This is a genomic window from Nonomuraea sp. NPDC050536 (genome assembly GCF_044457685.1).
GTDB lineage: Bacteria > Actinomycetota > Actinomycetes > Streptosporangiales > Streptosporangiaceae > Nonomuraea.
The window spans coordinates 1-23,663 of the sequence record NZ_JBITHD010000023.1; the positions used below are offsets into that span (position 1 = coordinate 1).

Below are 23,663 nucleotides of genomic sequence, written 5' to 3' on the forward strand. Positions count from 1 at the left end.
TCTCGATGATTGCATTGTCGAAGCACGTCCCGGTTCTGCCCGTCGAGGGACGGACGCCGGCCTGCTCGCAGCGCCGGCCGAAGGCGATCGAGGTGAACTGCTTGGGTTCAAGGAGTCGGTGCTCGGCGATCACCTCCTGCGCCGTTGCTCCCGCGGAGCCCGCCACACGGATCTGGAGACCATGCTCCGGCACGGCGAGAGCGAACTGCTGGATGCCACCGCCGAAGACATCGACGACATCGCCGCGGCGATGGTCACGCTCGCTGCAGCCCTGCAGGACGCCCTCACCGCACTCCCGGAAAACGAGAGCCTGCCACCGACTATTCGCGGCGCTGCTCGCATGGCCACCGACACCGCAGGCATCCTGCACTCCCACTACGGCGGTGACTTCGGCGGCTGGTGAACGCTGAGCACACCGGTCATCATCCCCACGATGCCGGCCACGATGGGGAAGAGGGCACGATGAGCACCAGCACATCGCCTGGGCATCCGTCCAGGCAGACCCGCGACGATCTGCTGTATGCCATGGGCGCGGCCATTCACCTGCGTTTCGACGAGGATACCCCCGTCGAGCGCGAAGCCGTGCGCCAGGCTCTGCGGCAGCAGCCAGACCGGGTCCGCCTGCACGTCGACCGCCTGCTGCATCACGTCCGCGCCGATCCGGAACGGCTGGCCGCCATCCCCAGTGCTGCCGCTCAGCGCATCGGCGAACTCCGGGCCAAGCAGGCCGACCCTGGCAGGATGCGCCGCTGCCTGGTCGCGGCCGAAATGGCCGAACAGTCCCTGGCCCGCGTACGCCAGGCGGGAGCAGAACGCGACGTCCACGCTCGGCGCACCCCTCGCCGACAACGCCAGGAACGACTGGCCGGGCAACTTTGACGCCGAGCCGTCCCCGCTCGGACCGCTCGGTCGCCACCGGCTGCCGCGCCGGCTGGTCCGCCGCCTCAACCTGCGCTGGTGGTACCGACGCTGGCAACTACGCACCGCCCAACTCGACCATCGCCCGGCGGACGACCTGCCGACGCCGCCGAGTTCACGCTGACCTGGCGCGATGAGCAGATCGCAAGCATCACTTACCAGGTCTGCCACGCCTGCCGGCAGAACCTGGTGGCAAGGCCTCGGTCGGTGAGGAGCACCAAAATCTCGGCCTGGGCCGGCGGCTGGTACTCACCGCGTATGCCACCGCCCCCGACTACGAGCGGACCACCACCCCGCAAGACCCCTCCGCTGAAGGCTTCTGGCAGCGCATGGCCCGCACCACCAGCGCCCCCTACCGTGACGACCTGCACACCCCCGCGACGCGCTGCCCGCACATGAATCGCAACCCGCCAACCCTGAAGCGCTCGCTCCACGCCGCGGCAGAGAACAATCTGCAATCGCCTGCGGCGCAGCCGTGGAGATCTAAGCTTCAGCCAGAAGATAGAGCAGAGCGGCCATGCTGGTGCCGCTCACGATGTCGCGCTTGTCGATGAGCCTGCGAATCTCGGCGATCGGGATCCATTCGATGCGCTCGGCCTCCCAGGCTTCGGTGGGCGGGCCGATCTGGGTCGCGCTGTCGGCGCGGAAGATATGGTGCGCGGAATCGGAGATGCCGTTGGTCGGCTGGACGTAGAGCAGTGGGCGCAGTGGACCAGGCCGCCACCCGGTCTCCTCCTCGACCTCGCGAGCGGCTGCGGCGATCGGCTCCTCACCGTCGTCGATCTTGCCGATGGGGATCTCCCACCCCCACGAGTCGGTGATGAAGCGGTGCCTCCAGATCAGCAGGACGCGGCCCTGGTCGTCGGTGACCACGGCTCCGGCTCCGGGCGCCGTCCGGATGAGTCGGTGATCCAGGTGCCTGCCGTCCGGGAGCTCCACATCCGCTACCCGGACGTCGAGCCAGCGGTCGGTGTAGAGAGGTTCCTCGGAGTGGACCTGCCAGCGCATACGGCGTGCTCCCGGTGTGGATGCCTGATCTCGGCTCCACGCTACAAGGGCATACGCGCCTGCTGCCCAGCCCGCGCCAGAAACTCGCGCACCGGTCTCGCATCAAAGGCTCGCAAGGCAGCGGCCACCGTACCTATGCGCTCGGCGATGCGCCCGGACTCCATGCCCTCGGCCCGCTCAAGCATGATCTCGGCGGTCGCGGCGGCCTGGTCCAACTCGCCGCGCTCGGCCAGGACCAGGGCGAGGGTCGCGAGACGGTGGGTCTGACCTCTCAGATGGCAGCCATCGGACGAGCGCAGAGCTTCCTCGGCGTACTCCTGAGCGGCCATGAGGTCGCCGAGTCGGCGCAGAGCCTCGGCGTGCTGGCATTCCAGCAAGCCCGGCTGTACGTACCCCGTCTCGGGTGGCTCCTCGTCGTGGCGGATCCGGGAGGCCGTGACTTCTGATCGGCGCAAGTGTGCATGGCAACTGGCCCGATCTCCGACACGCGCGTACGCCTTCGCTTGGAGGGTGTGAAGGTCGGTGACAAGCGCTGGGCTGAGGTGTCCACGTGCGCCTCGGAGGGCGGTCTCGCAGTACTGGATCACGTATCGGTATCGCGCCCGTGACATCGCCTGGTTGGCCAGCAGGGCAACCACGTACCCGCCGAACGCGAGATTGCCGGAGGCCTTGGCCATGCGCAGAGCGTGGAACAAGTAGCGCTGGGACAGGGCTTGCCGGTCGGAGTCGTAGGCGCAGAAACCCGCGAGCGCGACCAGACCGCCTGCCGCGCGAAACAGCTCCCTGCCGACCCGGTCGTCGTGGCCGCCCTTCAGTAGCGGGGTCACGCTGGTGTTGAGGAATGCCACGATGCGTGGCCGTACCGGAACGCCGCCGACCCTGCGGTACATCTGCTCGTATCGCTTACGCGCGTCCTTGAGGATCTGGACGTCGTCCATCTGGACGGGGCGCGTGCCACGGCGCGATACGTCGATCTCGTGCGGCGGATTCTCCCACTCGAAGACGGGCGCAATGGCTGCTGGACCATCGATCATGGATGCGCCCGCGAGGAACACCTTGTTGCTGAGGTCTCCCCGCCAGAGCGCGACAGCCTGGTCAACCGCCTGCGGCAGCTCGATGTCGTGTGCGCCTGATCATGCCGAAGTCTGAAAGTGACAGTGACCGCCCGACCTTCGCCCCGACGATCTCGCAGATGATCTCCGGCACATCTCCGCGGGGGATGGCGTTGTCTCTGATCCAGCGCACCACGGCCGTGTGGTCGTACCGGGTTGGGCGGCGGGCCGTCGAGGTGGCGGCGTTGATCCGCGCCGCGAGCCCGGCATGGGAGATGCCCGCCTCGGAGAGCAGCGAGTCCAACAGGATGTTCGGCTCACCCACTGATCGGCCCTTCCCGTCGGCTGCCAACCTCCGTTGGGAGTGTAAGCGGGCCATCACCGCCCGAACAGGCGTGCGTCCCTGCTTGGGATCACAGGTGCATCGCATTCACATGGGGTGTGAACCGCTTCCCACCGACGCCGCTGATCACGCGCTTATGCCGGGTACTTCGGGATCGATGAACTGAACTCATGACCAGGCGGGAAACCCAGATCACGGCTCCCCCACTGGCGTTGAACACGGCAGTGGAGCTACACCGATCGCTTCAGGTGCTCGGCATCTCCACGGATGTCCACGAGGGATTCGGGCTGGCACTCGTCTCCGTCTGGGTCGGCCTGGTGGTCTGGTGCGACGGCGAGCGGTACTGGTGGCGCACAGCGTGGGATGCACGGCGCAAACGCCCTGTTACGCCTGGCATCCGGCCGTGGACGCGGCGCGGGCAGCTCAGCGCGTAGCCATGCGCTATGCCGATCTACGGGGGAACCACCCTCTGTCAGAGCTGATTAGCGACCTCGCGTCCGAGCCGTCTCATGAGTTCAAAGGTCGGCGCCCATGCGAAGATCATCGATGTGTTGCACAGTCCCGCCCGAACCCGCAGCTGGGGCGCCTCGTTGATCGGCCAGCGTGGCACGGTGGTCATGGTTCTCCGCAACAACACCCTGGCCTTGCTCCAGCTCGATGCCGACGCCTACGAGCTACCCGGCGGGGTGCGGCGCTGGCCAGTTTACTGGGACGACCTGCTGGTGTACGCCATGGAGTCGGAGACGCCTGCCGACGGTTATCGCCTCGGGCTCTCAGGCGAGGACAGGCAAGCGGTCCAACACGCCGTGCCCCACGACGCGATGATCAGTCTGTGCGGAGAGCCGGTGCGCTGGCTGCCGATCTGCGGGCGGTCGATCCGGTTCTCTCCGAGGGCGCTTCATGCCTGTCCTGAGTGCGTGCACCTGGCGACGCTTCCTTAAGCGAGGTGTCGGCTCCCTGCTCGTGGTCGTTTCATCCCACGGACACATTTCCCCCGCCCCCGACAGCTGCCAGATTGTGTGTCCCGACCGAGGTGTCAACTCCGTCTTCGGATACTGCTGCCCTGCGGCTTCCACGCGGCCCACACCCACGCCGCACAGACGGAGTTGACGCCGACCGAGGGACACGAACAATGCAGTGTCGGGTACGGACCTCAGCCCGCGTCCCGTACACAGCCGAGAAAGCCCTTTGGCGATAAAATGAGTGGGATTTCCTTCCTGGTGCCGCCAAACTGATCATCAACCAGTAAGGAGATTCACGAAATGCCGAACCAGCCCGCACCGAACCTGCTGTCGTGGGCCAGCGAGATCGACGAAGGCGCGATCATGCAGGCCGCACGCGCTGCCCGCCTGCCGTTCGTCTCCGGCCACGTCGCTCTCATGCCAGACGCACATGTCGGCATCGGTGCGACGGTGGGCTCGGTCATCCCGACCGAAAACGCGATCATCCCTGCTGCCGTCGGCGTGGACATCGGCTGCGGAATGGTGGCCACGGAGACGACGCTCACGGCTGCGGACCTGCCTGAGACTCTGGCCGCCCTGATGCCGATGGTGGAGCACCGCATCCCCGCCGGCGTCGGCAAGGGCCACGACGACCCGTCGGTGGACCGCGCCCTCAGTGACCTCGGGCTCCCCCACACCGACCTCAACCCGAAGCAGACCAAGAAGGTCTCCGACCAGTTCGGCACCCTCGGCTCCGGCAACCACTTCGTCGAGGTCTGCCTCGACGAACGTGACCATGTCTGGACGGTCCTGCACTCGGGCTCCCGCGGCATCGGCAACCAGCTCGCCCAGATGCACATCACGGGCGCCAAGAAGCTGATGAAGAAGCAGGCGATCGGCCTGGAGGACCCGGACCTGGCGTACCTCGTCCAGAGCACCCCGGAGTTCACCGCGTACATCGAGGACATGCTGTGGGCCCAGCACTACGCCATGGCCTCCCGCGCCCGCATGGACAAGGTCCTGATCAACGCCCTGTTCCGGGTCGTCGGCAAGGGCCAGCGGCTCCGCACGATCAACTGCCACCACAACTTCACCCAGCAGGAGACCCACTACGGCAAGTCGTTGTGGATCACCCGTAAGGGAGCCATCAAGGCAGACACGGGCGACGAGGGCGTCATCCCCGGTTCGATGGGCACCCAGTCGTACATCGTGCGCGGGCGGGGAAATCCGGAGTCCTACAACTCCTGCTCTCACGGTGCGGGGCGCCGGATGTCGCGCACCAAGGCGAAGAGGGAGCTCTCGGCGGCTTCGCTCACTCAGGCGATGAGCGGGCGCACCTGGAACGCCGACCGGGCTGCCGCCCTGGTGGATGAGCACCCTGAGGCGTACAAGTCGATCGACCAGGTGATGGCGGACCAGAAGGACCTGGTGGAGGTCCAGCACACGCTTCGCCAGATCTTCAACTACAAGGGATGATCCCGCATCACAGAATCAAGACGCCAGAACGCCCGGCCGGGTCGGCCGGGCGTTCTGGTGAGTCGCCTGTTCAGTGGTGGTGGCCGATGACCTTCACCCAGTCGGTGGCCTCGGCCGAGCGCAGGTAGTGCGAGCCCTCGAAGATGGCGCGCCACGTACCGGAGGTGTAGGCGGGCACCCTGTCATGGAAGGAGCCGCTGCCGTCGGTCCTGACCGTTTCCACGTACTCCCACCGGCCGGAGCCGTCGGGACGGAACAGCAGGACGATGCGCTTGCCGCCGAGACGGTGCCAGCTCTCGTCCTTCTTGCACCAGTCGGAATGCAGCACCTGGGTGAAGCCGTCGATGTAGTCGTCCTCGCACTTCACCGACAGCCTGCCGTCGATGTCCAGAGGCCTGCCGCGCCAGGCCGGCTCCGGGTTCACGTCGAGCGAGAGGCTGGTTGAGCCGCCGTCGTAGTCGGGATCGGGATCGGCCATCGCGGGTGCGGCCGCCGTCGCGAGCGCGGTCACCCCGAGCGCGGTCGCCGCCAGGCCGGCGGCGAGACGTCGCATCATTGCAAACTTCCTTCCCCGTGTGACATGTCAAGGTCATTGACGGCACGGAGTGAAGAAAAGTTGCGAAACCCGCGATCACAATCTCACAACGCCGGTTAATCACCGATTTTTCTGATTGAGGATATCTTTGATGCGTAATGGGCGGTTCCGGGGAAGCGGAGGCGCCAGTATCCGCCGGGCCGTCCCTGGATCGTGCGCCCGAAGGCCCCGGTCGACTTGGTCACGGTCGTGCCCGCCAGGTCCCAGCTGTCCGTGGTCTCCTTGCGGTAGAGGATCTCCACCGTCTGCCCGCCGAAGGGCACGTAGTCGCTGTATCCGCTGGGGTCGACCTTGTTGAGCGACCCGCGCAGCCGCACCCCCTGCGCCGTGCGCGCCTTCCCCACGCGCACCGACGTCAGCCGGGTCTCACGCCTGAGCTGGAACGAGGTGTACTTCGTGACGGTCTGCCCGTCGGCCCCCTTGGCGGTGGCGGTGATCGTCCACGCGCCGGCCGGGTAGAACCGGTTGAGCCCCTTCTCCGGCAGGAAGCGCCAGGTCTCCCACTCGTCCGCCTGCATTTCGGCGCCGGGTACGGCACGCGCCATCCGGAGAGCCGGCGGCGCGGCCACCCGCAGACCGGAACCGGGCGAGGCGGAAGGCGCCGGAGCAGGCGTCGCGGAAGGCACAGAGGAGGGCGGCGCCCCGGGCTCGACCTTGATGGTCACCCCGTCCTTCCCCGCCACCCCCTGCGCGATGACGTCGATGACGAGCCGTACGGACCCGCTGGGTCGGACGACCGGATCGGCCGGCCGTACGGTGATCTCGCGGATGGCGAGATCGGTCGCGGCGGAGGATGCCGGCAGGGGCACCGCGAGCGCTCCCGCCGCGAGCGAGACGAGAAGAAGTCCTCTGGTCATGATCGAGACGGTAGGAACCGTCCGGTAATGCCCAGGGTTACGACACAGGCCCCGATTGGCAAAACCCGGAGTTCATCCGGAGTAGAGCCCTTCGATGATGTCGGCGTATTTCGCGTGGATGATCCGCCTCTTCAGTTTGAGGCTGGGGGTGAGCTCCTGAGTCTCGGCCGTCCACTCCACGCCGAGCAGCGCCCACTTCTTGACCTGCTGCACGCGGGCCAACTTGGCGTTGGCCGCCTCGATCGCGGCCTCCACCTCCTTGAGCACCTCCGGATGCTCGGCCAGCTCGGCCAGGGAGCCGAAGGTGATGCCGCGCGCCTGGGCCCAGCCGGGCGCCACCTCGCCGTCCAGCGTGAGCACGGCGACCGGGTAGGGCCGGTTGTCGCCGAAGGCCAGCGCCTGCCCGACGAGCAGGTGCTCCTTGAGGTGGTTCTCGATCGCGGCCGGGGAGATGTTCTCGCCGCCCGAGGTGATGATCAGTTCCTTCTTGCGGTCGACGACCCGGTAGAAGCCGTCCTCGTCGACCGAGCCGATGTCGCCGGTGTGCAGCCAGCCGTCGTCGTCGAGCAGGTCCGCGGTGGCCTCGGGCCTGTTGAGGTAGCCGCTGGTGTTGAGCGGGCTGCGGGTGAGGATCTCGCCGTCCTCGGCGATGCGGACCTCGACGCCCGGCTCGGCCCTGCCGACGGTGCCCAGGCGGTAGCAGGAGGGGCTGTTGCCGGTGAAGGCGCCGGTCGTCTCGGTCATGCCGTAAACGTCGATGACCTTGAGCCCGAGCCCGGCGTAGAAGCTCTGCACCTCGGTCGGCAGGGGCGCGGCGCCGGTGGCGGTCCACTGGGCGCGGTCGAAGCCGATCAGGCCGCGCACGGCCGCCAGGACCGCCTTGTCGGCCTCCTGGTAGGCGGCCTCGATCTCCGGCGTGATCGTCCGGCCGTACTGTCCCGCCTCGATGTAGGCCCTGCCGGCCGCCATGGCCTGCCGTACGGCCTGCTGGCGCTCTTCCGGCTGGGTGGCCAGGACGGCCTGCAGGCGGGCCGCCATCTTCTCCCACACGCGCGGGACGCCGAAGAACATCATCGGCCTGACCTGGCCGAGCGTGGCGCCGAGGTTGGCCAGGTCGGTGCAGAAGTACACGTGGGAGACCTTGACCAGCGGGATGTAGAGGCTGAGCACGCGCTCGGCAATGTGGGCGTAGGTGAGGTAGGAGATCTGGGTGCCGAGAACCGGCAGTGACGTGATCCTGTCGGTGGCCGCGGCCTCGTAGAAGACGTTGGTGTGGCTGAGCGGGACGCCCTTGGGCATGCCGGTGGTGCCGGAGGTGTAGAGCACGGTGAGCGTGTCGTCCGCGGTGACGGCCCGCCAGCGCGCGTCGACGGCGGCCGGGTCGACCTCCAGCCGCTCGCGCCCGAGCTCCAGGAAGTCGTCCCAGGCCATGAACCGCTCGTCGCCGGAAGGCGCGCCCTCGAGCATGATGATCCTGCGCAGGCCGGTCAGCTCGCCGAGCACCGGCTCCCAGCGGGCCAGCTCGGCGGGTCCGCCGATGACGGCGTAGCGGGCGCCTGCGTCGTTGACGACGAAGGCGATCTGGTCGGGGGCGAAGGTCGAGTAGATCGTGCAGCCGACACCGCCGGCGTGCACGGCGCCGAGGTCGGCGAGCACGTGCTCGCTCCGGTTGACCATCATGAGCGCCACGGCCTCACCCGGCTCCAGCCCGAGCGCGGCGAACCCGGCGGCGATCTCCAGGATCCGGCGGCGCGCCTGGCCGTAGCTGAGCGTGGCCCAGCCGTCCTCGGCGGGATCGGAGTAGGCGGGCGCGTCGGGGTGTCGCTCGGCGACCTGCCGGAGTTGCTCGCACGCGGTACGGCCGGCGATGAGATCGGCGATCTCCGCCTGTACGTCGAGGACGTCGGCCATGGCATCCGCCTCCAGAAAGCATCCACTTGCACGAGTGGCATGTATCGCACCACGCGGACGGGGTAGCGGCAAGGAGCTGGGACAACTGTCACGTAGAGTGACGTGTTAGGTACGCGATGTGTTGTCGGGGGGCACGCATGAACAAGCGCGAAAGGACGTTCTTCGGGCATCCCTGGGGCCTGGCGACCCTGTTCGGCACCGAGATGTGGGAGCGCTTCTCCTGGTATGGCCTGCGCGCCATCCTGGCGCTGTTCCTGGCGGCCTCGCCGGCGATGGGCGGCCTGGGGATGAGCCAGCAGACCGCACAGGCCGTGGTGGGCGTGTACGGGGCGCTGATCTATCTGGTGGCGCTGCCGGGCGGCTGGGTGGCCGACCGGATCCTTGGGCCTCGCCGTTCGGTGTTCTGGGGCGGGTTCATCATCATGTGCGGCCACATCAGCATGGCGATCCCGGTCAGCGGGTCGTTCTTCATCTGGCTCGGCCTCTCCACCATCATCGTGGGCACCGGCCTGCTCAAGCCGAACATCTCGGTCATGGTCGGCAAGCTCTACTCCGAGGAGGACGACGCCCGCCGCGACTCCGGCTTCTCGCTGTTCTACCTGGGTATCAACCTGGGCGCGTTCTTCGCCCCGCTGGTGGTGGGCACGCTGGCCGCGGGCAACCGCTGGCACCTGGGCTTCGGCGCGGCGGCGGTCGGCATGGCGCTCGGCCTGCTGCAGTACGTGCTAGGCCGCAAGAACCTGCGCGGCGTCGGCGACAAGCCCGGCGAGCCGCTGACGCCCGAGGAGCGCAGGCGCGTCAGCCGGCTGGTGTCGATCATCGTGCTGGCCGTGGTGATCGCGATGGCGGCCTGGGTGGCCACCGGCACGTTCACGCTGGACGCGTTCACGGTGGTGGTGACGGTCGTCATCCTGGCGGTGCCGGTCGCCTACTTCGGCTACATCATGATCGGCGAGCACGGGCTGACGGAGGACGAGCGGACGCACATGAAGGCCTACATCTGGCTGTTCATCGCCGCCGCGATCTTCTGGATGATCTACGACCTGGCGCCGAGCAAGCTGCTGTTCTTCGCCGAGAACAACACCACACTGGAGCTGTTCGGCATCCCCATCCAGGCCTCGGCCACGCAGTCGTTCAACCCGCTCTTCATCATGATCTTCGTGCCGTTCTTCGCCGCGCTCTGGCTGAAGCTGGGCAACCGGGTGAGCACGTCGCAGAAGTTCGGGTTCGCACTGCTGATGGTGGGCCTGAGCTTCATCGTGATGGCTGTGGCCGCCCTGCTGGCGGAAAGCGGCAAGGTGAGCGTGTGGTGGCTGGTGCTGGTCTACCTGATCCAGGTGTTCGGCGAGCTGTCGCTGAGCCCGGTGGGCCTGTCGGTGACGACGAAGCTGGCGCCGCACGCGTTCAAGGGCCAGATGCTGGGCGTCTGGTTCATCGCGGTGTCGGTGGGCGACGCGGTCGGCGGGCAGACGGGCCGGCTCAACGAGATCATGTCCGACCCCGCGTACTTCCTCGTCCTGGCGGCGATCGCGATCGTGGCCGGGATCGCGCTGTTCATCTTCACCCGCAAGCTGCGGGCGATGATGCGGGAGCACCCCACACCGGCGGGTCCGCCCATCCGATAGACATTGCCACGTGTCGGAACTTCTCGATCTCGCGGGCATCTTCGTCTTCGCCCTGACCGGCGCCCTCATGGGCGTGCGCAAACGCCTGGACGTGGTGGGGATGGTGGTGCTGGCCGGGATGACCGCGCTCGGCGGCGGCGTCGTGCGCGACCTCATCCTCAACGTCCGCCCCGCCGCCTTCCAGAGCCTGGGGTACGTGCTGGCCCCGATCGTGGCCACGGTCATCGTGGTGTTCTGGCATCCGCACGTGGCCAGGCTGATGCCGGCCATCCTGGTGCTCGACGCGGCCGGTCTCGGCCTGTTCTGCGCGGTCGGCACCGAGAAGGCGCTGATCTACGAGCTGAGCCCGCTGCACGCCGCGCTGCTCGGCGTCACCACGGCCGTCGGCGGCGGCATCCTGCGCGACGTGCTGGCCGGCGAGATCCCGACGCTGCTGTACGACCGCCAGCTCTACGCGGTGCCCGCCATGGCCGGTTCCGCGGCCATGGCGGGGCTGTACACGGCCGGGCTGCACGGCTGGCCCGCCGTCCTGGCCTCGGCGGTGCTGGCGTTCCTGCTGCGCATCGCCGCCATGCGATACGGCTGGCGCGCCCCGCTGGCCCGCGGCGTCAAACCAACGGAATGAGCGTGTCGGGAGTCCTGACCCCGGCGACGGGCCCGCGGGCGCGGGCCGCCGCGATCCTGGTGACCGCCTCGGTGAGGATCTGCGGAGACTGGGTGTACGGCAGGCGCAGATACCCCTCCAGCGTGCCCTCCACCCCGAACCAGGGCCCAGGTGCCAGCCGTACGCCGTGGGAGACGGCGGCCTCGGCCAGCGAGGTGGCGCCGCCCTCGTCCAGCCGGACCCACAGGGTGCCACCGCCGCGTGGCACGGTGTAGGTCCACTCGGGCAGGTGCTCGCGCAACGCGAGCACGAGCGCGTCGCGCGAGGCGCGCAGCGCGCGGCGGCGTTCGGCCCGGGTCTCCTCCAGCCGGTCGAACAGCCTCATCACTACCAGCTGCTCCAGCACGGGGCTGGAGATGTCCACGGCCGCGCGCTGCTGGGCCAGGCGGCGGGCGAGCGCGGTGGTGGCGCGGATCCAGCCGATGCGCAGGCCGCCCCACCACAGTTTGGAGACCGAGCCGATGGTGATGACGCGGCTGTCGGTGTCGAAGGCGGCCATCGGCGCGGTGGCGGGCACCTCGTCCAGGGCCAGCTCGGCCCAGGTCTCGTCGACGAGCAGGGTGGTGTCGTTACGCCGGGCGGCTCCGGCGATCGCGGCGCGGGTGGCGTCGTCCATGAGCGCGCCGGTGGGGTTCTGGAAGTCGGGCATGAGGTAGGCCATGCGGGCGGCCGACTGCCGCATCGCCCCGGCCACCAGGTCCACCTGCCATCCGGCGTGGGAGACGCCGACGGGCACGATACGGGCTCCGCGCGCGCGGACGGCGTCGATGGCGTGCGGATAGGTGGGCGACTCCACCATCACCGGGTCGCCGGGGCCGACCAGCAGGCCCATGGCGCAGTGGATGGCGTGCTGGGCGCCGGTGGTGACGAGGATCTGCTCGGGGAGGGTGGCCAGGCCGCGGGCGGTGTAGTGGGCGGCGATCCGCTCCCGCAGGACGGGCAGGCCCATCGGGTGGTAGCCGTTGCCCATGCCGTACCTGGCCGCGTCCTCGACGGCCTCCAGCATCGCCTCCCTGAGGGCGGTCGGGCCTGGCGGGGCGGCGGGGTGGAGCTGGAGCAAGCCCTCGTCGTCGGTGGCCAGCCACGGGTTGTCCCCGGTGGTGGCCGGGTCGGGCAGTGCGGTCCAGCTGCCGGAGCCCTGCCTGCTCTCCAGGTAGCCTCGCTCGCGCAGCAGGTCGTAGGCGGCGGTCACGGTGGTACGGCTGACGCGCAGCGTCTCGGCCAGGTGCCGCTCGGCGGGCATGCGGGTGTGCACGGGGATCTGGCCGTCCAGAATGTGCGCCCGCACGGCGTCGGCCAGGGCCCGGTAGTACGGCCTGGCCCCGGGCGGCACGTCGACGAGCCGCGCGACCTGCCCGGCAGACAAGTGCACCATAAGGCCACTTTTCATTATTGGCCCTGTTTTGGCAAGGTGGTGGCCTGCCATTCTGGGGCCACTATGTTTGCACGACTTGTCCGCCTGTATGGCGGTTTGGCACTGTATGGGCTCGGCATCGGCTTCCAGGTGGAGTCCGGGGTGGGCAACGACCCGTGGAACGCCTTCCACCAGGGGCTGGCCCTGCGTACCGGGCTGTCGATCGGCACGATCATCATCCTGGTCGGGGCGCTGGTGATGCTGCTGTGGATCCCCCTGCGGCAGAAACCGGGGATCGGGACCCTCAGCAATGTGGTCTTCCTCGGCCTGTTCGCCGACGCGGCCCTGTGGGCGCTGCCCTCCCCAGGGCACTGGGCGGTGAGCGGGCTGTATCTGGCGCTCGGCGTGCTGTCGATCGGGCTGGCGACCGTCCTGTACATCGGCGCCGGTATGGGCGCCGGCCCGCGGGACGGGGTCATGACCGGTCTGGTGCGGCTGGGGCTGTCAGTGCGGATGGCCAACTGGGTCATCCAGCTCACCGTGCTGGTCGCGGGATGGCTGCTGGGCGGCACCATCGGCATCGGGACCCTGGTCTTCGCGCTGGCGATCGGGCCCGTCACGCAACTTTTCACCAGATGGTTCCCACTTGATCGGAATTCTCCGGATCGGCGAGTACCGTCTGAGGCATGCAGATCGAGGACTACGCCCTGATTGGGGACATGCAGTCGGCGGGTCTGGTGGCCAGGGATGGTTCGATCGACTGGCTCTGCCTGCCCAGGTTCGACTCCCCCGCGTGCTTCGCCGCACTCCTCGGCAGCGAGCGCAACGGCCACTGGTGGATCGGCCCCACCGGCCGCCAGCCCGCCACCCGGCGCCGCTACCGTCCCGACACGCTGATCCTCGAAAGCGAGTGGGACACCCCGACCGGCACGGTCCGCGTGATCGACTTCATGCCGCCGCGCGACGTCAGCCCCGACCTGGTCCGCATCGTCGAGGGCGTCTCAGGCACGGTGGAGGTCTCCACCCAGCTGCGGGTCCGCTTCGACTACGGCCGCATCGTGCCATGGGTGCGGCGCACCGACGGCCACCTGCAGGCCATCGGCGGGCCCGACTCGGTCTGGCTGCACTCCCCCGTCCCGCTGAAGGGCGGCGACTACGCCCACCGGGCCACCTTCCAGGTCAAGGAGGGCGACCGGCTGCCTTTCGTGTTCACCTGGCACCCCTCGCACCAGCCGATGCCGCCCCGGATCGACTGCGAGGACCAGCTGGCCGAGACCGAGGCCCTGTGGGCCGAGTGGGTGGCCAAATGCACCTACAAGGGCCCCTACCGCGACGCGGTGGTCAGGTCGCTGATCACGCTCAAGGCGCTGACGTACGGCCCCACCGGCGGCATCGTGGCCGCGCCCACCACCTCGCTGCCGGAGGACCTGGGCGGCGTGCGCAACTGGGACTACCGCTTCTGCTGGCTGCGGGACGCCACGATGACGCTGGACGCGCTGATCGGCTCCGGCTACCTGGACGAGGCCGCCGCCTGGCGGGCCTGGCTGCTGCGCGCCATCGCCGGCCGCCCCCAGGACCTGCAGATCATGTACAGCGTGGCAGGCGAGCGCCGCCTGCCCGAGCTGGAACTGGAGTGGCTGGACGGCTACGAGGACTCCCGGCCGGTCCGCATCGGCAACAACGCCGTCAAGCAGCTCCAGCTCGACGTCTACGGCGAGGTGATGGCCTGCCTGTACTCCTCACGTACCTCGGGGCTCGGCGCCGACGAACGGGCCTGGTCGATCCAGCGCGAGCTGCTCGACTACGTGGAGGAGCACTGGGACGAACCCGACGAGGGCCTGTGGGAGGTGCGCGGCCCGCGCAGGCACTTCACCCACTCCAAGGTCATGTGCTGGGCGGCGATGGACCGCGCGGTCCGCTACGTGGAGAACTTCGGCCGGCAGGGGCCGGTCGAGCGCTGGCGGGCGCTGCGCGAGACCATCCACGCCGAGATCTGCGCCAAGGCCTACGACCCGGCCCGCAACACCTTCACCCAGTCCTACGGCTCGACCGAACTGGACGCCTCGCTGCTGATGATGCCGATCGTCGGCTTCCTGCCGCCGGACGACCCGCGCATCGTCGGCACGGTGTCGGCCATCGAGAAGGAGCTGCTGTCGGACGGGTTCGTGCTGCGCTACCCGGTGGCGGAGGACAACGACGTGGACGGCCTGCCGGGCGGTGAGGGCGCCTTCCTGGCGTGCAGCTTCTGGCTGGTCGAGGTGATGGCCATGCAGGGGCGCAAGGAGGAGGCGGCGCAGCTGTTCGACCGGCTGCTCGAACTGCGCAACGACGTCGGGCTGCTGGCGGAGGAGTACGACCCCCGCTACGGCCGCCTGGTCGGCAACTTCCCCCAGGCCTTCAGCCACGTCCCCCTCGTCCTGGCCGCCCGCGCCCTGTCCTGACGGTCAGGTCTCGGGTACGGGCTAGACGGCCAGGCGCGCCAGGACGCGGGCGAACTCCGGGGGCGGGGCGACCACGAGGCGGGTCTGGCCGTCCTGGAAGACGATGTCCGCCCTGATGCGCGTGAGCTGCGACCCGTGCCACCAGTAGACCTGGTCGCTGAGCCCGTTGACCCTGGCCGCGTGGACCCGCAGGCGCTCGAGCGCGCGGACCACGCCGATGCCGTCCACCGGGTGGATCAGCAGCGTGTAGGGATCGGGCAGCACCACCAGCACACCGTCATCGGGCACGGGAACGTAGTCGGCCAGCCAGCGCAGGTGGGTGGCCGTGGCCGGGGTGCGGCCCGTCAGGCGGATGACGGGCGTGCCCGACAGCTCGATCGTCTCGGTGGTGAGCTTCTCGTCGGCGTGCACGTTGGACACCGCCAGCTCCAGCGCCTGCCCGGAGGGCACAGGCCAGCAACCGGCCTGCTCGGGGCGCACCGGGCGGGTGCCGACGGTGAGCAGCTCCACCAGGTCGGCGTTGAGGTGGCGGCCCACCACCCGGGTCAGGTCCGCGATCTCGTCCACCTGGTCGATCCGGGTGCGCAGCAGCGGACGGACCTGGTCCAGGTCGCAGACGTCCACGTGCTCGCCGGCCGCGGCCACGGCGTGCGACACGTGCTCGGAGACGAGCATGGGCCAGTCCTCGCGGGCCCTGCGCCCCGCCTCGCGGCGCAACCCCGTGAGCCTGACGAGGATCTCCGCCGGGCGCTGGGAAAGACCGGTCGCGGGGCGGGCGAGCACGGTGTCCCATGCCGGAGTACCGCCGCGCAGCGTCATCGTCGCGCCGTCCTGGGCGAATTCACAGGTGTAACCGAGCGAGTCGGCCACGAGCGCGAGCAGCGAGTCCAGGTCGACGTCCTCGATGGGGCGCCGCGAGGGCTCTCGGTCACGCTCGAAGAATTTCACGCGCCGTGTCCCCCTTGTCCGATTTGTCCCGAGGCGTGTCTCTACCTTGCCTGGTCCTCGTCGCGGAACCGACCAGCCAGCGAGCACGATTCGGTATCGATAACCCCAAGAGTCCCAAGCCACACACTCAACTGCGGCGATCCATGGCCTACTGCCAGTCCTGCGACGATCGGAACCCCCAGTGGAGCGAGCCTGTCGAGTAGCACAGGGTAAGGGTCTCCGCAGTCCACCCACGAACCCAGCGCGATCCCGCGGACCCCGCGGAAGGCCCCGGCGTGCAGCAGCTGGGTCAGCATCCGGTCGATGCGGTAGGGGTCTTCACCGATGTCCTCCAGGAGCACGATCTTGCCCTCGAAGGTCGGGTGGTACCGGGTCCCGCACATCGAGGCGAGCAGCGCCAGGTTGCCGCCCGCCAGGACGCCCTGGGCCCGCCCGGGCGCCAGCACCCTGTCGCCCACGATCGGGTGCGGCTTGCCGTACAGGGCGGCCTGGAGGTTGTCCCAGGTGCGCGGCTCGGGGCGGCGCTCGCCGGCGAGGGTCTCGCAGGCGGGCATCGGGCCGTGCAGGGTGGGCCAGCCGAGCTCGAAGGAGAAGGCGTGGTGCAGCGCGGTGATGTCGCTCGAGCCGATCAGCGTCTTGGGTCCCGCGGCCCGCATCGCGGCCCAGTCGAGCAGGTCGAGCAGCCTGGCCGCGCCGTATCCGCCGCGCGAGCAGAAGACCGCGGTGACGGCCGGGTCGCACCAGGCGGACTGCAGGTCGCCGGCGCGGACCGCGTCGGGGCCCGCCAGGTAGGCCAGGCCCTGGCGGTCGAGCACGTGCGCGCCGACCACCACCTTCAGCCCCAGGCTCTCCAAGCGCTCCACGCCGCGCTTGAGCCGGATGGCGTCGGGCGTTCCCGACGGCGACACCACGGCCACGGTGTCACCAGGGCGGATGGGCAGTGGCTCGCTCACGAGGCAAACGGTGTCACACTTGCATGCTGTATGCGACTTCCGCCCCACATCCTCGTGGTCAACGGCATCAAGGTCCGCCGGCCGGTCTTCCTGCTGGGAGCCCCGCATTCCGGCGCGGACCTGCTTGCCCGTGCCCTGAAACGATCACCCGGCTTCCACCTGACGATGGGCCGCGCGTCGGTGGCGCACGTGGTGTACGCCTTCGCCCGCAAGCCGTCCATCGGTCAGAGCTCGGGCGCCGCCCGCGTGCTGCGCGACGCGCTGGCCGAGGCCTGGCAGGTGCTGCCCGGCTCGTGCGGGCTGTGCGCGGCGCCGTGCAGGGAGGCCGGCGGCGTGACCGGGCTCGGCCCGTGCGTGTCCACCAACACCGTCGTCCGCTTCGGCGACGCCAGCCCCGACCTGCTCTACAGCGCCGAGGTGCTGTACCGCGCCTTCCCCGACGCGCGCTTCGTGCAGCTCATCCGCGACGGCAGGGACGTGGCCGTGGACATGCTGAACGACCCGGCCTGCCTGGCCTGGTTCAAGCCGGTCATGCTGAGCGACCACACCGAGTTCCCCAACCCGTTCCTGGGCGTCAACCGCGACGAGCACCGCGAGCGCTGGAAGGGCATGCCGCCGGCCGGCAAGAGCGCCCTGCGCTGGCGCAGCGCGGTCCGCCTGAGCGCCTCCCTGCGCCGCGAGCTGCCCGCCGAGCAGCTGCTGACCCTGCGCTACGAGGACCTCGTCCTGCAGCCCGCCAAGACCATCGCCTCCGTCTCGGAGTTCCTGGAGTCGCGCATCTCCAAGGTCGCCCTGTACGGCAGGCGGATCCCCAAGGTGGGCTCGTGGCGCAGCCGGCTCCGCACCGACGAACTGGAGCTGGTGCAGAAGGTGGCCAGGCAGGAGCTCACCCGGCTGGGCTACCTGACGAGCTGAACTGGGTGCGGTACAGCTCGGCGTACAGCCCGTCGCGCTGCAGCAGCTCCTCGTGCCCGCCCCGCTCGGCGATCCGCCCGTCCTGCACCACCAGGATCTCGTCGGCCTCCCTGATCGTCGACAGCCGGTGCGCGATCACCAGCGACGTACGGCCTGCCAGGGCGGTCTTGAGCGCCTGCTGCACGGCGGCCTCGGACTCGGAGTCCAGGTGCGCGGTGGCCTCGTCGAGCACCACCACGCGCGGCGCCTTCAGCAGCAGCCTGGCCAGCGCCAGTCGCTGCTTCTCGCCGCCGGACAGCCGGTAGCCGCGCTCGCCCACCACGGTGTCGAGCTGCTCGGGCAGCGACTCGATCAGCTCGCCGATCTGCGCGGCCCTGAGCGCGTCCCAGATCTCCTCCTCGGTGGCCTCCGGCCTGGCGTAACGCAGGTTGGCTCCGATCGTGTCGTGGTAGAGATGGGCGTCCTGCATGACCACTCCCACGGTCTCGCGCAGCGAGTCGAGCGTGGCGTCGCGCACGTCGAGCCCGTTGATCCGCACGGCGCCCTCGTCGACGTCGTAGAGCCGCGACACCAGCGAGGTGATCGTGGTCTTGCCCGCCCCCGAATGACCGACCAGCGCGATGAGCTGACCGGGCTTGGCGGTGAACGACACGCCCTTCAGCACCGGGTTCGAGGGCCCCGTGTCCTGCCTGGCGACGGACTCCAGCGAGGCCAGCGACACGTCCTCGGCGGCCGGGTAGCGGAAGCGGACGTCGTCGAACTCGATCGAGACGGGCCCGTCGGGGATCGGGCGGGCGTCCGGCTTCTGCGACACCATCGGCTTCAGGTCCAGGATCTCGAAGACCCGGTCGAAGCTGACCAGCGCGGTCATCACGTCCACGTGCACGTTCGACAGCGACGTCAGTGGCCCGTACAGGCGGGCAAGCAGCGCGGTCAGCGCCACCAGGGTGCCCAGCTCGAAGGCGCCGTCCACGGCCAGCACGCCGCCGATGCCGTAGACCAGGGCCGTGGCCAGCGAGGCGACCAGGCCGAGCGCCACGCCGAAGATCGTGCCGTACATGCCCACGGTCACGCCGACGTCGCGGACCCGGGCGGCGCGGCTGCCGAACATCTCGCCGTCCTCGCGCGGCCTGCCGTACAGCTTGGCGACCATCGCGCCGGCGACGTTGAAACGCTCGGTCATGACCGAGCTCATCTCGGCGTCGAGCTGCATCTGCTCGCGGGTGAGTGCGGACATGCGGCGGCCGACGTACTTGGCGGGCACGATGAAGATCGGCAGCAGTACCAGCGCGCCCAGCGTCACCTGCCACGACAGCGCGATCATGGCGCCGAGCACCAGGACGAGGCTGATGACGTTGGAGACCACCGACGACAGCGTGGAGGTCAGCGCCCGCTGCGCGCCGATGACGTCGGAGTTGAGCCGGGAGACCAGCGCGCCGGTCTGCGCGCGCATGAAGAAGGCCACCGGCATGCGCTGGACGTGGTCGAACACCTCGGTGCGCAGGTCGTAGATCAGCCCCTCGCCGATGCGCACGGAGAACCTCCGCTGCGCCAGCGTCAGCCCGGCGCTCACCAGCGCCAGCACGCCGATCGCGACCGCCAGCCCGATCACGACGCGGCCGTTCTTCGGCAGGATGCCGTCGTCGATGATCGCCTTCATCAGCAGCGGGTTGACGACCACGATGACCGCGCCCACGACCACCAGCAGCAGGAAGGCCGTGATCTGCCACAGGTACGGCCTGGCGTACCTGGCGATGCGCCGAACCGTGCCGGGTTTGAGGCGCTCCTTGACCACCGAGTTGTCGCGGCGCAACGACATCATCGCGTGGGGGCCGAAGCCCCCGCCCATCATCGCCATCGAGGGGATCCCTTCTCCACCCCGCACAGCGTGCCAGAGGGCCTCGCGATTCCCCGATCAGCTCACCGCGTAATCAAACCCGCGTGATCAACCGAAGAGCGCTCTGAGGCGCTTGGCCTGTTCCAGGCCTTCCGCCCTGCTCTGCTCCTCCAGGGAACGCGATCGCGCTCCCTGGAGGAGTCGCTTGGTCGCCACCGCCGCGTCCCTGTTGACCGACAGCAGCTCCGCGATCTTGTCTTCTACGGCTTTCGCCAGGTCGCCCCCTGCGACCACTTTCTCCGCGAGGCCTATCCGCAGCGCCTCGTCGGCTTCCACGATCCTGGCCGTCAGGCAGATGTCGATGGCCTTGGCCAGGCCGACCAGCTCCACCAGCGGCTTGGTCCCGGTCAGATCGGGCACCAGCCCCAGAGCCGGCTCTTTCATGCAGAACTTGACGTCGTCCGCGACGATCCGCAGATCGCAGGCGAGCGCCAGTTGGAACCCCGCGCCGATCGCGTGCCCCTGCACGGCCGCGATGGAGACGATCTCCGGTCGGCGCAGCCATAGGAAACCCTGCTGGGCCTGCCCGAGCCGCTGCTCGAACGTCTCGTTCGGGAGCTTGGCGGTCGAACCGAACGACCCCTCTCCCGGCACCCCCTCAGGTGTGAACATCCGCAGGTCGATTCCTGCCGAGAAGGACGGTCCCTCACCTTTCACGACGACGACGCGCACCTGCTCCGGCATGTTCTCGCCGATGCGGGCCAGGGCCGACCAGGTCGCGAACGTCTGTGCGTTCCGCTTCTCTGCCCGGTCCAGCGTGATCGTCGCTATCTCACCGTCCACCTCGTAACGCAGGCCACCATCGGCCTCCGCGAACCCCCCGCGCTGTTGCGCCTGTGCTTCCGCCATCGCCTGCTCCTGTCCGCACTGAGCCGTCGCGCCCGAGCTTACAGAATATGATTCTGGCCCGGGCGCGACGGTGGCTGACTAGGGACGAGCGGCTGCGGTCGCACGTTCCGAGGCGGCCGTCAGCGCTTGGACTTGCCTCGAGTCGCCCCGCCGCGTCCCCGCAGAGTCACGCCGGACTCGCTCAGGATGCGGTGGATGAACCCGTAGGACCGGCCGGTCGAAGCGGCCAGGGCGCGGATGCTCTCACCCGCGGCGTAGCGCTTCTTGAGATCGCCGGCCAGTTTTTCCCGGTCGGCCCCGGTGACCCGGGTGCCCTTCTTCAGTGTCTCGGCCACGAGTACCTCCTGTAGTGCCGGACTTCCGCAGCGTTACTCCGCCATGATCAGTCATTTCAGCGGGATCGGCTACCTACTCCACGGGAAAAGATCCGTACCCACTCAAATTAAGATCAGGCAAGTGCCACAAGATCGGAAAATTCGTCGCTCCATGCGTCTTCAGTTCCGTCAGGTAGCAAGATCACCCTATCCGGTGAAAGGGCATCAACGGCACCCTCGTCGTGCGTGACCAGGACGATTGCTCCTGAATAGGTCCTCAGAGCGTTCAGAACCTGCTCGCGGCTGATCGGATCGAGGTTGTTCGTGGGCTCATCGAGCAGGAGTACGTTCGCACTTGACAGCACCAGGATCGCCAGTGCGAGCCGGGTCTTCTCGCCGCCCGACAGGACCCCCGCGGGCTTGTCCACGTCGTCGCCGGTGAACAGGAACGAGCCGAGCACCTTGCGCAGTTCGGTGTCGGTGAACTCGCCTCCGGCCGAACGCATGTTCTCCAGCAGCGTGCGGTCGGCGTCCAGGGTCTCGTGCTCCTGCGCGTAGTAGCCGACCTTGAGGCCGTGACCTGGCCTGACCTCTCCCGTGTCGGGTGTCTCGACCCCTCCGAGCACGCGCAGCAGCGTGGTCTTGCCCGCGCCGTTGAGCCCGAGGATGACCACCCGGTGGCCGCGGTCGATGGCCACGTCGACGTCGGTGAAGACCTCCAGCGAGCCGTAGGACTTGGACAGGCCCTGCGCCATCAGCGGAGTGCGGCCGCACGGCAGCGGGTCAGGGAAGCGCAGCTTGGCCACCTTGTCGGACTTGCGCTCCTCCTCGGTGCCGGACAGCAGCCGGTTGGCGCGGCGCATCATGTCCTGCGCGGCCTTGGCCTTGGTGGCCTTGGCGCGCATCTTGTCGGCCTGCGCCAGCAGCGCGCCGGCCTGCTTCTCGGCATTGGCGCGCTCGCGCTTTCTGCGCTTCTCGTCGGTCTCGCGCTGGGCGAGATAGGCCTTCCAGCCGACGTTGTAGTGATCGATCACGCAGCGGTTGGCGTCCAGGTGCAGGACCTTGTTGACCGTCGCTTCAAGAAGGCCAACATCGTGACTGATGATCACCAAGCCGCCCTGATGAGATCGCAAAAAATCACGAAGCCACCCGATTGAGTCCGCATCAAGGTGGTTTGTCGGCTCGTCAAGTAGGAGAGTTTCCGCACCGCTGAAAAGAATGCGGGCCAATTCCACGCGCCTGCGCTGCCCGCCGGACAGGGTTTCCAGCGGCTGCCCGAGCACCCGGTCGGGCAGCCCGAGGCTGGAGGCGATGGAGGCCGCCTCGGCCTCGGCGGAGTAGCCGCCCAGGACGTGCATCTGGTCGTCGAGCCTGCCGTACTGCCTGACGGCCTTCTCGCGGGTGCGCTCGTCGGCGGAGGTCATGCCGAGCTCGGCGGCGCGCAGCTTGCGCAGCACCTCGTCAAGCCCGCGGGCCGACAGGATGCGGTCGCGGGCCAGCACCTGCAGGTCGCCGGTGCGCGGGTCCTGCGGCAGGTAGCCGACGCTGCCACTGGTGGTGACGGCGCCGCCGGCCGGCAGGCCCTCGCCGGCCAGGACCTTGGTGAGGGTGGTCTTGCCCGCGCCGTTGCGGCCGACCAGGCCGACCTTGTCGCCGGGGTTGACGCGGAAGGTGGCCTTCTCGATCAGCAGCCGCGAGCCCGCGCGCAGCTCGATGTCACTGGCAATGATCATGGGGATGGAGCACTCCTGGCTACAGTGATTGGGGGCTCGACGGCTTGCCGGCGCCGATCAGTCTAAGGATTAACGGCCGACTCGGCCGCTAATAATCCCGCGCGCCCATTCTGTCAAGCATCAGCGACGGCTGAGCGGAGACCTCGGCGGGCAGTTCGGCCGGACGGCAGGCGAAGACGTTCATCGGCGGACTTCAGTCCAGTATCCGGATCCTGACGGCCCTGAACAGCCGGGGCGTGTCCTTGAGGACGGCCAGCCGGGGGTCGGGCACCACCAGGAAGGGCTCGGACTCCAGGGCGAACAGCGGGGCCATCGACCGGTCGGCACGCAGGGCGTCGACGGCCCTGTGATCTCCGCCGAACACCACCGCCGTCAGGCTGTCCAGGTGCGGGGAGAGCACCCGGACGGCGGTCTGGGCGGCGCTCTCGAAGGCCTGCGCGGCCTGGTTGCGGCGCCGCCTGGCGAAGCGCTGCTGCGACCAGCCGCCGGCCGCCGTCCTGCTCTGGACCAGGCGGGAGCCCACCTTGGAGGCGACCAGCTCGGCCCCGTGGAACACGCCCGCGGCATAGCCTCCCTGACGGACCAGGACGACGCCTATGTCCCTGTCCGCCCGGGCATGGGCGACAAATCGGGAAATGTACGGCGGGCCGCTCTCCATCGGCGGGAACGGCACGCTCATCTCGGCCACGGCCCCGTCGGCCGCCACGAGCCGGACCTGTAGCGGGTCTCCGGTGGCCTCGAAGGGCCCGTGCCGCTCGGCGAACCCGTCGATCCATCGGTGCAGCCGCTCGGGCGCGACCTCCACCCACCGCCCGCCGCCCTTGGCCTCCCGCGCCACCTGTCCTCCCTGTCGTGTTCCCGACTCCCTG

24 protein-coding genes are annotated in these 23,663 nt (G+C 69.0%); 9 read left to right on the forward strand and 15 right to left on the reverse strand.

Annotated features, from left to right (window positions below):
* The coding region (locus ACIBHX_RS42770; RefSeq protein ID WP_397073503.1) for a hypothetical protein at positions 1–403 on the forward strand (403 nt) is incomplete at its 5' end.
* Here the strand turns inward: ACIBHX_RS42770 and ACIBHX_RS42775 are convergent.
* The 4 genes from ACIBHX_RS42775 to ACIBHX_RS42790 all read right to left on the reverse strand — a co-directional run bounded on the left by ACIBHX_RS42775 (position 376) and on the right by ACIBHX_RS42790 (position 3,303).
* Positions 376–825: a hypothetical protein gene (locus ACIBHX_RS42775; protein ID WP_397073505.1), complete on the reverse strand. Its 450-nt coding sequence runs from the start codon at positions 823–825 to the stop codon at positions 376–378. The genes ACIBHX_RS42770 and ACIBHX_RS42775 overlap by 28 nt on opposite strands.
* 576 nt (positions 826–1,401) lie before the next feature.
* Positions 1,402–1,926 (reverse strand): NUDIX domain-containing protein, encoded by a 525-nt coding sequence (locus tag ACIBHX_RS42780; RefSeq protein ID WP_397073506.1) that lies wholly within the window; start codon positions 1,924–1,926, stop codon positions 1,402–1,404.
* 41 nt (positions 1,927–1,967) lie between these two features.
* Entirely contained in the window at positions 1,968–2,981 is a 1,014-nt protein-coding gene (locus ACIBHX_RS42785) for a transcriptional regulator (RefSeq protein WP_397073508.1), read from the reverse strand.
* A gap of 40 nt (positions 2,982–3,021) precedes the next feature.
* On the reverse strand, positions 3,022–3,303 hold the full coding sequence (locus ACIBHX_RS42790; RefSeq protein ID WP_397073510.1) for a hypothetical protein: 282 nt from the start codon (positions 3,301–3,303) through the stop codon (positions 3,022–3,024).
* A gap of 188 nt (positions 3,304–3,491) precedes the next feature.
* On the opposite strand from ACIBHX_RS42790, the gene ACIBHX_RS42795 reads away from it, so the two are divergent.
* The 3 genes from ACIBHX_RS42795 (at position 3,492) to ACIBHX_RS42805 (ending at position 5,738) form a co-directional block, all read left to right on the forward strand.
* On the forward strand, positions 3,492–3,755 hold the full coding sequence (locus ACIBHX_RS42795) for a hypothetical protein (protein WP_397073511.1): 264 nt from the start codon (positions 3,492–3,494) through the stop codon (positions 3,753–3,755).
* A 177-nt stretch (positions 3,756–3,932) separates the two neighbouring features.
* On the forward strand, positions 3,933–4,262 hold the full coding sequence (locus ACIBHX_RS42800; protein WP_397073513.1) for a hypothetical protein: 330 nt from the start codon (positions 3,933–3,935) through the stop codon (positions 4,260–4,262).
* 321 nt (positions 4,263–4,583) lie between these two features.
* Entirely contained in the window at positions 4,584–5,738 is a 1,155-nt protein-coding gene (locus tag ACIBHX_RS42805; RefSeq protein WP_397073515.1) for an RtcB family protein, read from the forward strand.
* A gap of 70 nt (positions 5,739–5,808) precedes the next feature.
* On the opposite strand, the gene ACIBHX_RS42810 is transcribed toward ACIBHX_RS42805, so the two are convergent.
* The 3 genes from ACIBHX_RS42810 to ACIBHX_RS42820 all read right to left on the reverse strand — a co-directional run bounded on the left by ACIBHX_RS42810 (position 5,809) and on the right by ACIBHX_RS42820 (position 9,101).
* Positions 5,809–6,294 (reverse strand): hypothetical protein, encoded by a 486-nt coding sequence (locus ACIBHX_RS42810; protein ID WP_397073517.1) that lies wholly within the window; start codon positions 6,292–6,294, stop codon positions 5,809–5,811.
* A gap of 95 nt (positions 6,295–6,389) precedes the next feature.
* The gene (locus ACIBHX_RS42815) at positions 6,390–7,190 is read right to left on the reverse strand and encodes a hypothetical protein (protein WP_397073519.1); all 801 of its coding nucleotides are present in this window, start codon (positions 7,188–7,190) and stop codon (positions 6,390–6,392) included.
* Positions 7,191–7,262: 72 nt separating this feature from the next.
* Positions 7,263–9,101 (reverse strand): AMP-dependent synthetase/ligase, encoded by a 1,839-nt coding sequence (locus ACIBHX_RS42820; RefSeq protein WP_397073521.1) that lies wholly within the window; start codon positions 9,099–9,101, stop codon positions 7,263–7,265.
* Positions 9,102–9,238: 137 nt separating this feature from the next.
* Between ACIBHX_RS42820 and ACIBHX_RS42825 the strand changes: the two genes are divergently transcribed.
* Both ACIBHX_RS42825 and ACIBHX_RS42830 read left to right on the forward strand, forming a co-directional pair.
* On the forward strand, positions 9,239–10,726 hold the full coding sequence (locus tag ACIBHX_RS42825) for a peptide MFS transporter (RefSeq protein ID WP_397073523.1): 1,488 nt from the start codon (positions 9,239–9,241) through the stop codon (positions 10,724–10,726).
* Positions 10,727–10,736: 10 nt separating this feature from the next.
* Positions 10,737–11,351 (forward strand): trimeric intracellular cation channel family protein, encoded by a 615-nt coding sequence (locus tag ACIBHX_RS42830; protein ID WP_397073525.1) that lies wholly within the window; start codon positions 10,737–10,739, stop codon positions 11,349–11,351.
* On the opposite strand, the gene ACIBHX_RS42835 is transcribed toward ACIBHX_RS42830, so the two are convergent.
* Positions 11,335–12,765, reverse strand: coding sequence for a PLP-dependent aminotransferase family protein (locus tag ACIBHX_RS42835; RefSeq protein ID WP_397073527.1), 1,431 nt, complete (start codon positions 12,763–12,765; stop codon positions 11,335–11,337). The two genes, ACIBHX_RS42830 and ACIBHX_RS42835, sit on opposite strands and share 17 nt — an antisense overlap.
* Before the next feature lie 96 nt (positions 12,766–12,861).
* Between ACIBHX_RS42835 and ACIBHX_RS42840 the strand changes: the two genes are divergently transcribed.
* Both ACIBHX_RS42840 and ACIBHX_RS42845 read left to right on the forward strand, forming a co-directional pair.
* Positions 12,862–13,455, forward strand: coding sequence for a YitT family protein (locus tag ACIBHX_RS42840; protein ID WP_397073528.1), 594 nt, complete (start codon positions 12,862–12,864; stop codon positions 13,453–13,455).
* A complete protein-coding gene (locus tag ACIBHX_RS42845) occupies positions 13,431–15,185 on the forward strand; it encodes a glycoside hydrolase family 15 protein (protein ID WP_397073530.1) in 1,755 nt (584 codons plus the stop codon). Before ACIBHX_RS42840 ends, ACIBHX_RS42845 begins: the two co-directional genes overlap by 25 nt.
* A 21-nt stretch (positions 15,186–15,206) precedes the next feature.
* On the opposite strand, the gene ACIBHX_RS42850 is transcribed toward ACIBHX_RS42845, so the two are convergent.
* Both ACIBHX_RS42850 and ACIBHX_RS42855 read right to left on the reverse strand, forming a co-directional pair.
* Complete coding sequence (locus ACIBHX_RS42850) at positions 15,207–16,133, reverse strand: hypothetical protein (protein ID WP_397073532.1); 927 nt, start codon at positions 16,131–16,133, stop codon at positions 15,207–15,209.
* Between the two features lie 41 nt (positions 16,134–16,174).
* Complete coding sequence (locus ACIBHX_RS42855) at positions 16,175–17,086, reverse strand: LD-carboxypeptidase (protein WP_397073534.1); 912 nt, start codon at positions 17,084–17,086, stop codon at positions 16,175–16,177.
* A gap of 30 nt (positions 17,087–17,116) precedes the next feature.
* On the opposite strand from ACIBHX_RS42855, the gene ACIBHX_RS42860 reads away from it, so the two are divergent.
* On the forward strand, positions 17,117–18,001 hold the full coding sequence (locus ACIBHX_RS42860) for a sulfotransferase family protein (RefSeq protein ID WP_397073535.1): 885 nt from the start codon (positions 17,117–17,119) through the stop codon (positions 17,999–18,001).
* Here the strand turns inward: ACIBHX_RS42860 and ACIBHX_RS42865 are convergent.
* The 5 genes from ACIBHX_RS42865 to ACIBHX_RS42885 all read right to left on the reverse strand — a co-directional run bounded on the left by ACIBHX_RS42865 (position 17,973) and on the right by ACIBHX_RS42885 (position 23,632).
* The gene (locus tag ACIBHX_RS42865) at positions 17,973–19,859 is read right to left on the reverse strand and encodes an ABC transporter ATP-binding protein (RefSeq protein ID WP_397073537.1); all 1,887 of its coding nucleotides are present in this window, start codon (positions 19,857–19,859) and stop codon (positions 17,973–17,975) included. The two genes, ACIBHX_RS42860 and ACIBHX_RS42865, sit on opposite strands and share 29 nt — an antisense overlap.
* 87 nt (positions 19,860–19,946) lie before the next feature.
* Positions 19,947–20,747 (reverse strand): enoyl-CoA hydratase/isomerase family protein, encoded by an 801-nt coding sequence (locus ACIBHX_RS42870; protein WP_397073539.1) that lies wholly within the window; start codon positions 20,745–20,747, stop codon positions 19,947–19,949.
* A 119-nt stretch (positions 20,748–20,866) separates the two neighbouring features.
* Positions 20,867–21,082, reverse strand: coding sequence for a helix-turn-helix domain-containing protein (locus ACIBHX_RS42875; protein ID WP_020547488.1), 216 nt, complete (start codon positions 21,080–21,082; stop codon positions 20,867–20,869).
* 113 nt (positions 21,083–21,195) lie between these two features.
* The gene (locus ACIBHX_RS42880; RefSeq protein WP_397073541.1) at positions 21,196–22,794 is read right to left on the reverse strand and encodes an ABC-F family ATP-binding cassette domain-containing protein; all 1,599 of its coding nucleotides are present in this window, start codon (positions 22,792–22,794) and stop codon (positions 21,196–21,198) included.
* Positions 22,795–22,987: 193 nt separating this feature from the next.
* Complete coding sequence (locus tag ACIBHX_RS42885) at positions 22,988–23,632, reverse strand: acVLRF1 family peptidyl-tRNA hydrolase (protein WP_397073543.1); 645 nt, start codon at positions 23,630–23,632, stop codon at positions 22,988–22,990.
* Positions 23,633–23,663 lie beyond the last annotated feature (31 nt).

What these genes read in the sequence shown, in the direction of transcription:
- ACIBHX_RS42865 (WP_397073537.1), bottom strand. Translation starts at nt 19,859, where the DNA reads ATGGCGATGATGGGCGGGGGCTTCGGCCCCCACGCGATGATGTCGTTG.
- ACIBHX_RS42880 (WP_397073541.1), bottom strand. Translation starts at nt 22,794, where the DNA reads ATGATCATTGCCAGTGACATCGAGCTGCGCGCGGGCTCGCGGCTGCTG.
- ACIBHX_RS42870 (WP_397073539.1), bottom strand. Translation starts at nt 20,747, where the DNA reads ATGGCGGAAGCACAGGCGCAACAGCGCGGGGGGTTCGCGGAGGCCGAT.
- ACIBHX_RS42860 (WP_397073535.1), top strand. Translation starts at nt 17,117, where the DNA reads ATGCGACTTCCGCCCCACATCCTCGTGGTCAACGGCATCAAGGTCCGC.
- ACIBHX_RS42815 (WP_397073519.1), bottom strand. Translation starts at nt 7,190, where the DNA reads ATGACCAGAGGACTTCTTCTCGTCTCGCTCGCGGCGGGAGCGCTCGCG.
- ACIBHX_RS42825 (WP_397073523.1), top strand. Translation starts at nt 9,239, where the DNA reads ATGAACAAGCGCGAAAGGACGTTCTTCGGGCATCCCTGGGGCCTGGCG.
- ACIBHX_RS42820 (WP_397073521.1), bottom strand. Translation starts at nt 9,101, where the DNA reads ATGGCCGACGTCCTCGACGTACAGGCGGAGATCGCCGATCTCATCGCC.
- ACIBHX_RS42845 (WP_397073530.1), top strand. Translation starts at nt 13,431, where the DNA reads ATGCAGATCGAGGACTACGCCCTGATTGGGGACATGCAGTCGGCGGGT.
- ACIBHX_RS42795 (WP_397073511.1), top strand. Translation starts at nt 3,492, where the DNA reads ATGACCAGGCGGGAAACCCAGATCACGGCTCCCCCACTGGCGTTGAAC.
- ACIBHX_RS42810 (WP_397073517.1), bottom strand. Translation starts at nt 6,294, where the DNA reads ATGATGCGACGTCTCGCCGCCGGCCTGGCGGCGACCGCGCTCGGGGTG.
- ACIBHX_RS42805 (WP_397073515.1), top strand. Translation starts at nt 4,584, where the DNA reads ATGCCGAACCAGCCCGCACCGAACCTGCTGTCGTGGGCCAGCGAGATC.
- ACIBHX_RS42835 (WP_397073527.1), bottom strand. Translation starts at nt 12,765, where the DNA reads ATGGTGCACTTGTCTGCCGGGCAGGTCGCGCGGCTCGTCGACGTGCCG.
- ACIBHX_RS42780 (WP_397073506.1), bottom strand. Translation starts at nt 1,926, where the DNA reads ATGCGCTGGCAGGTCCACTCCGAGGAACCTCTCTACACCGACCGCTGG.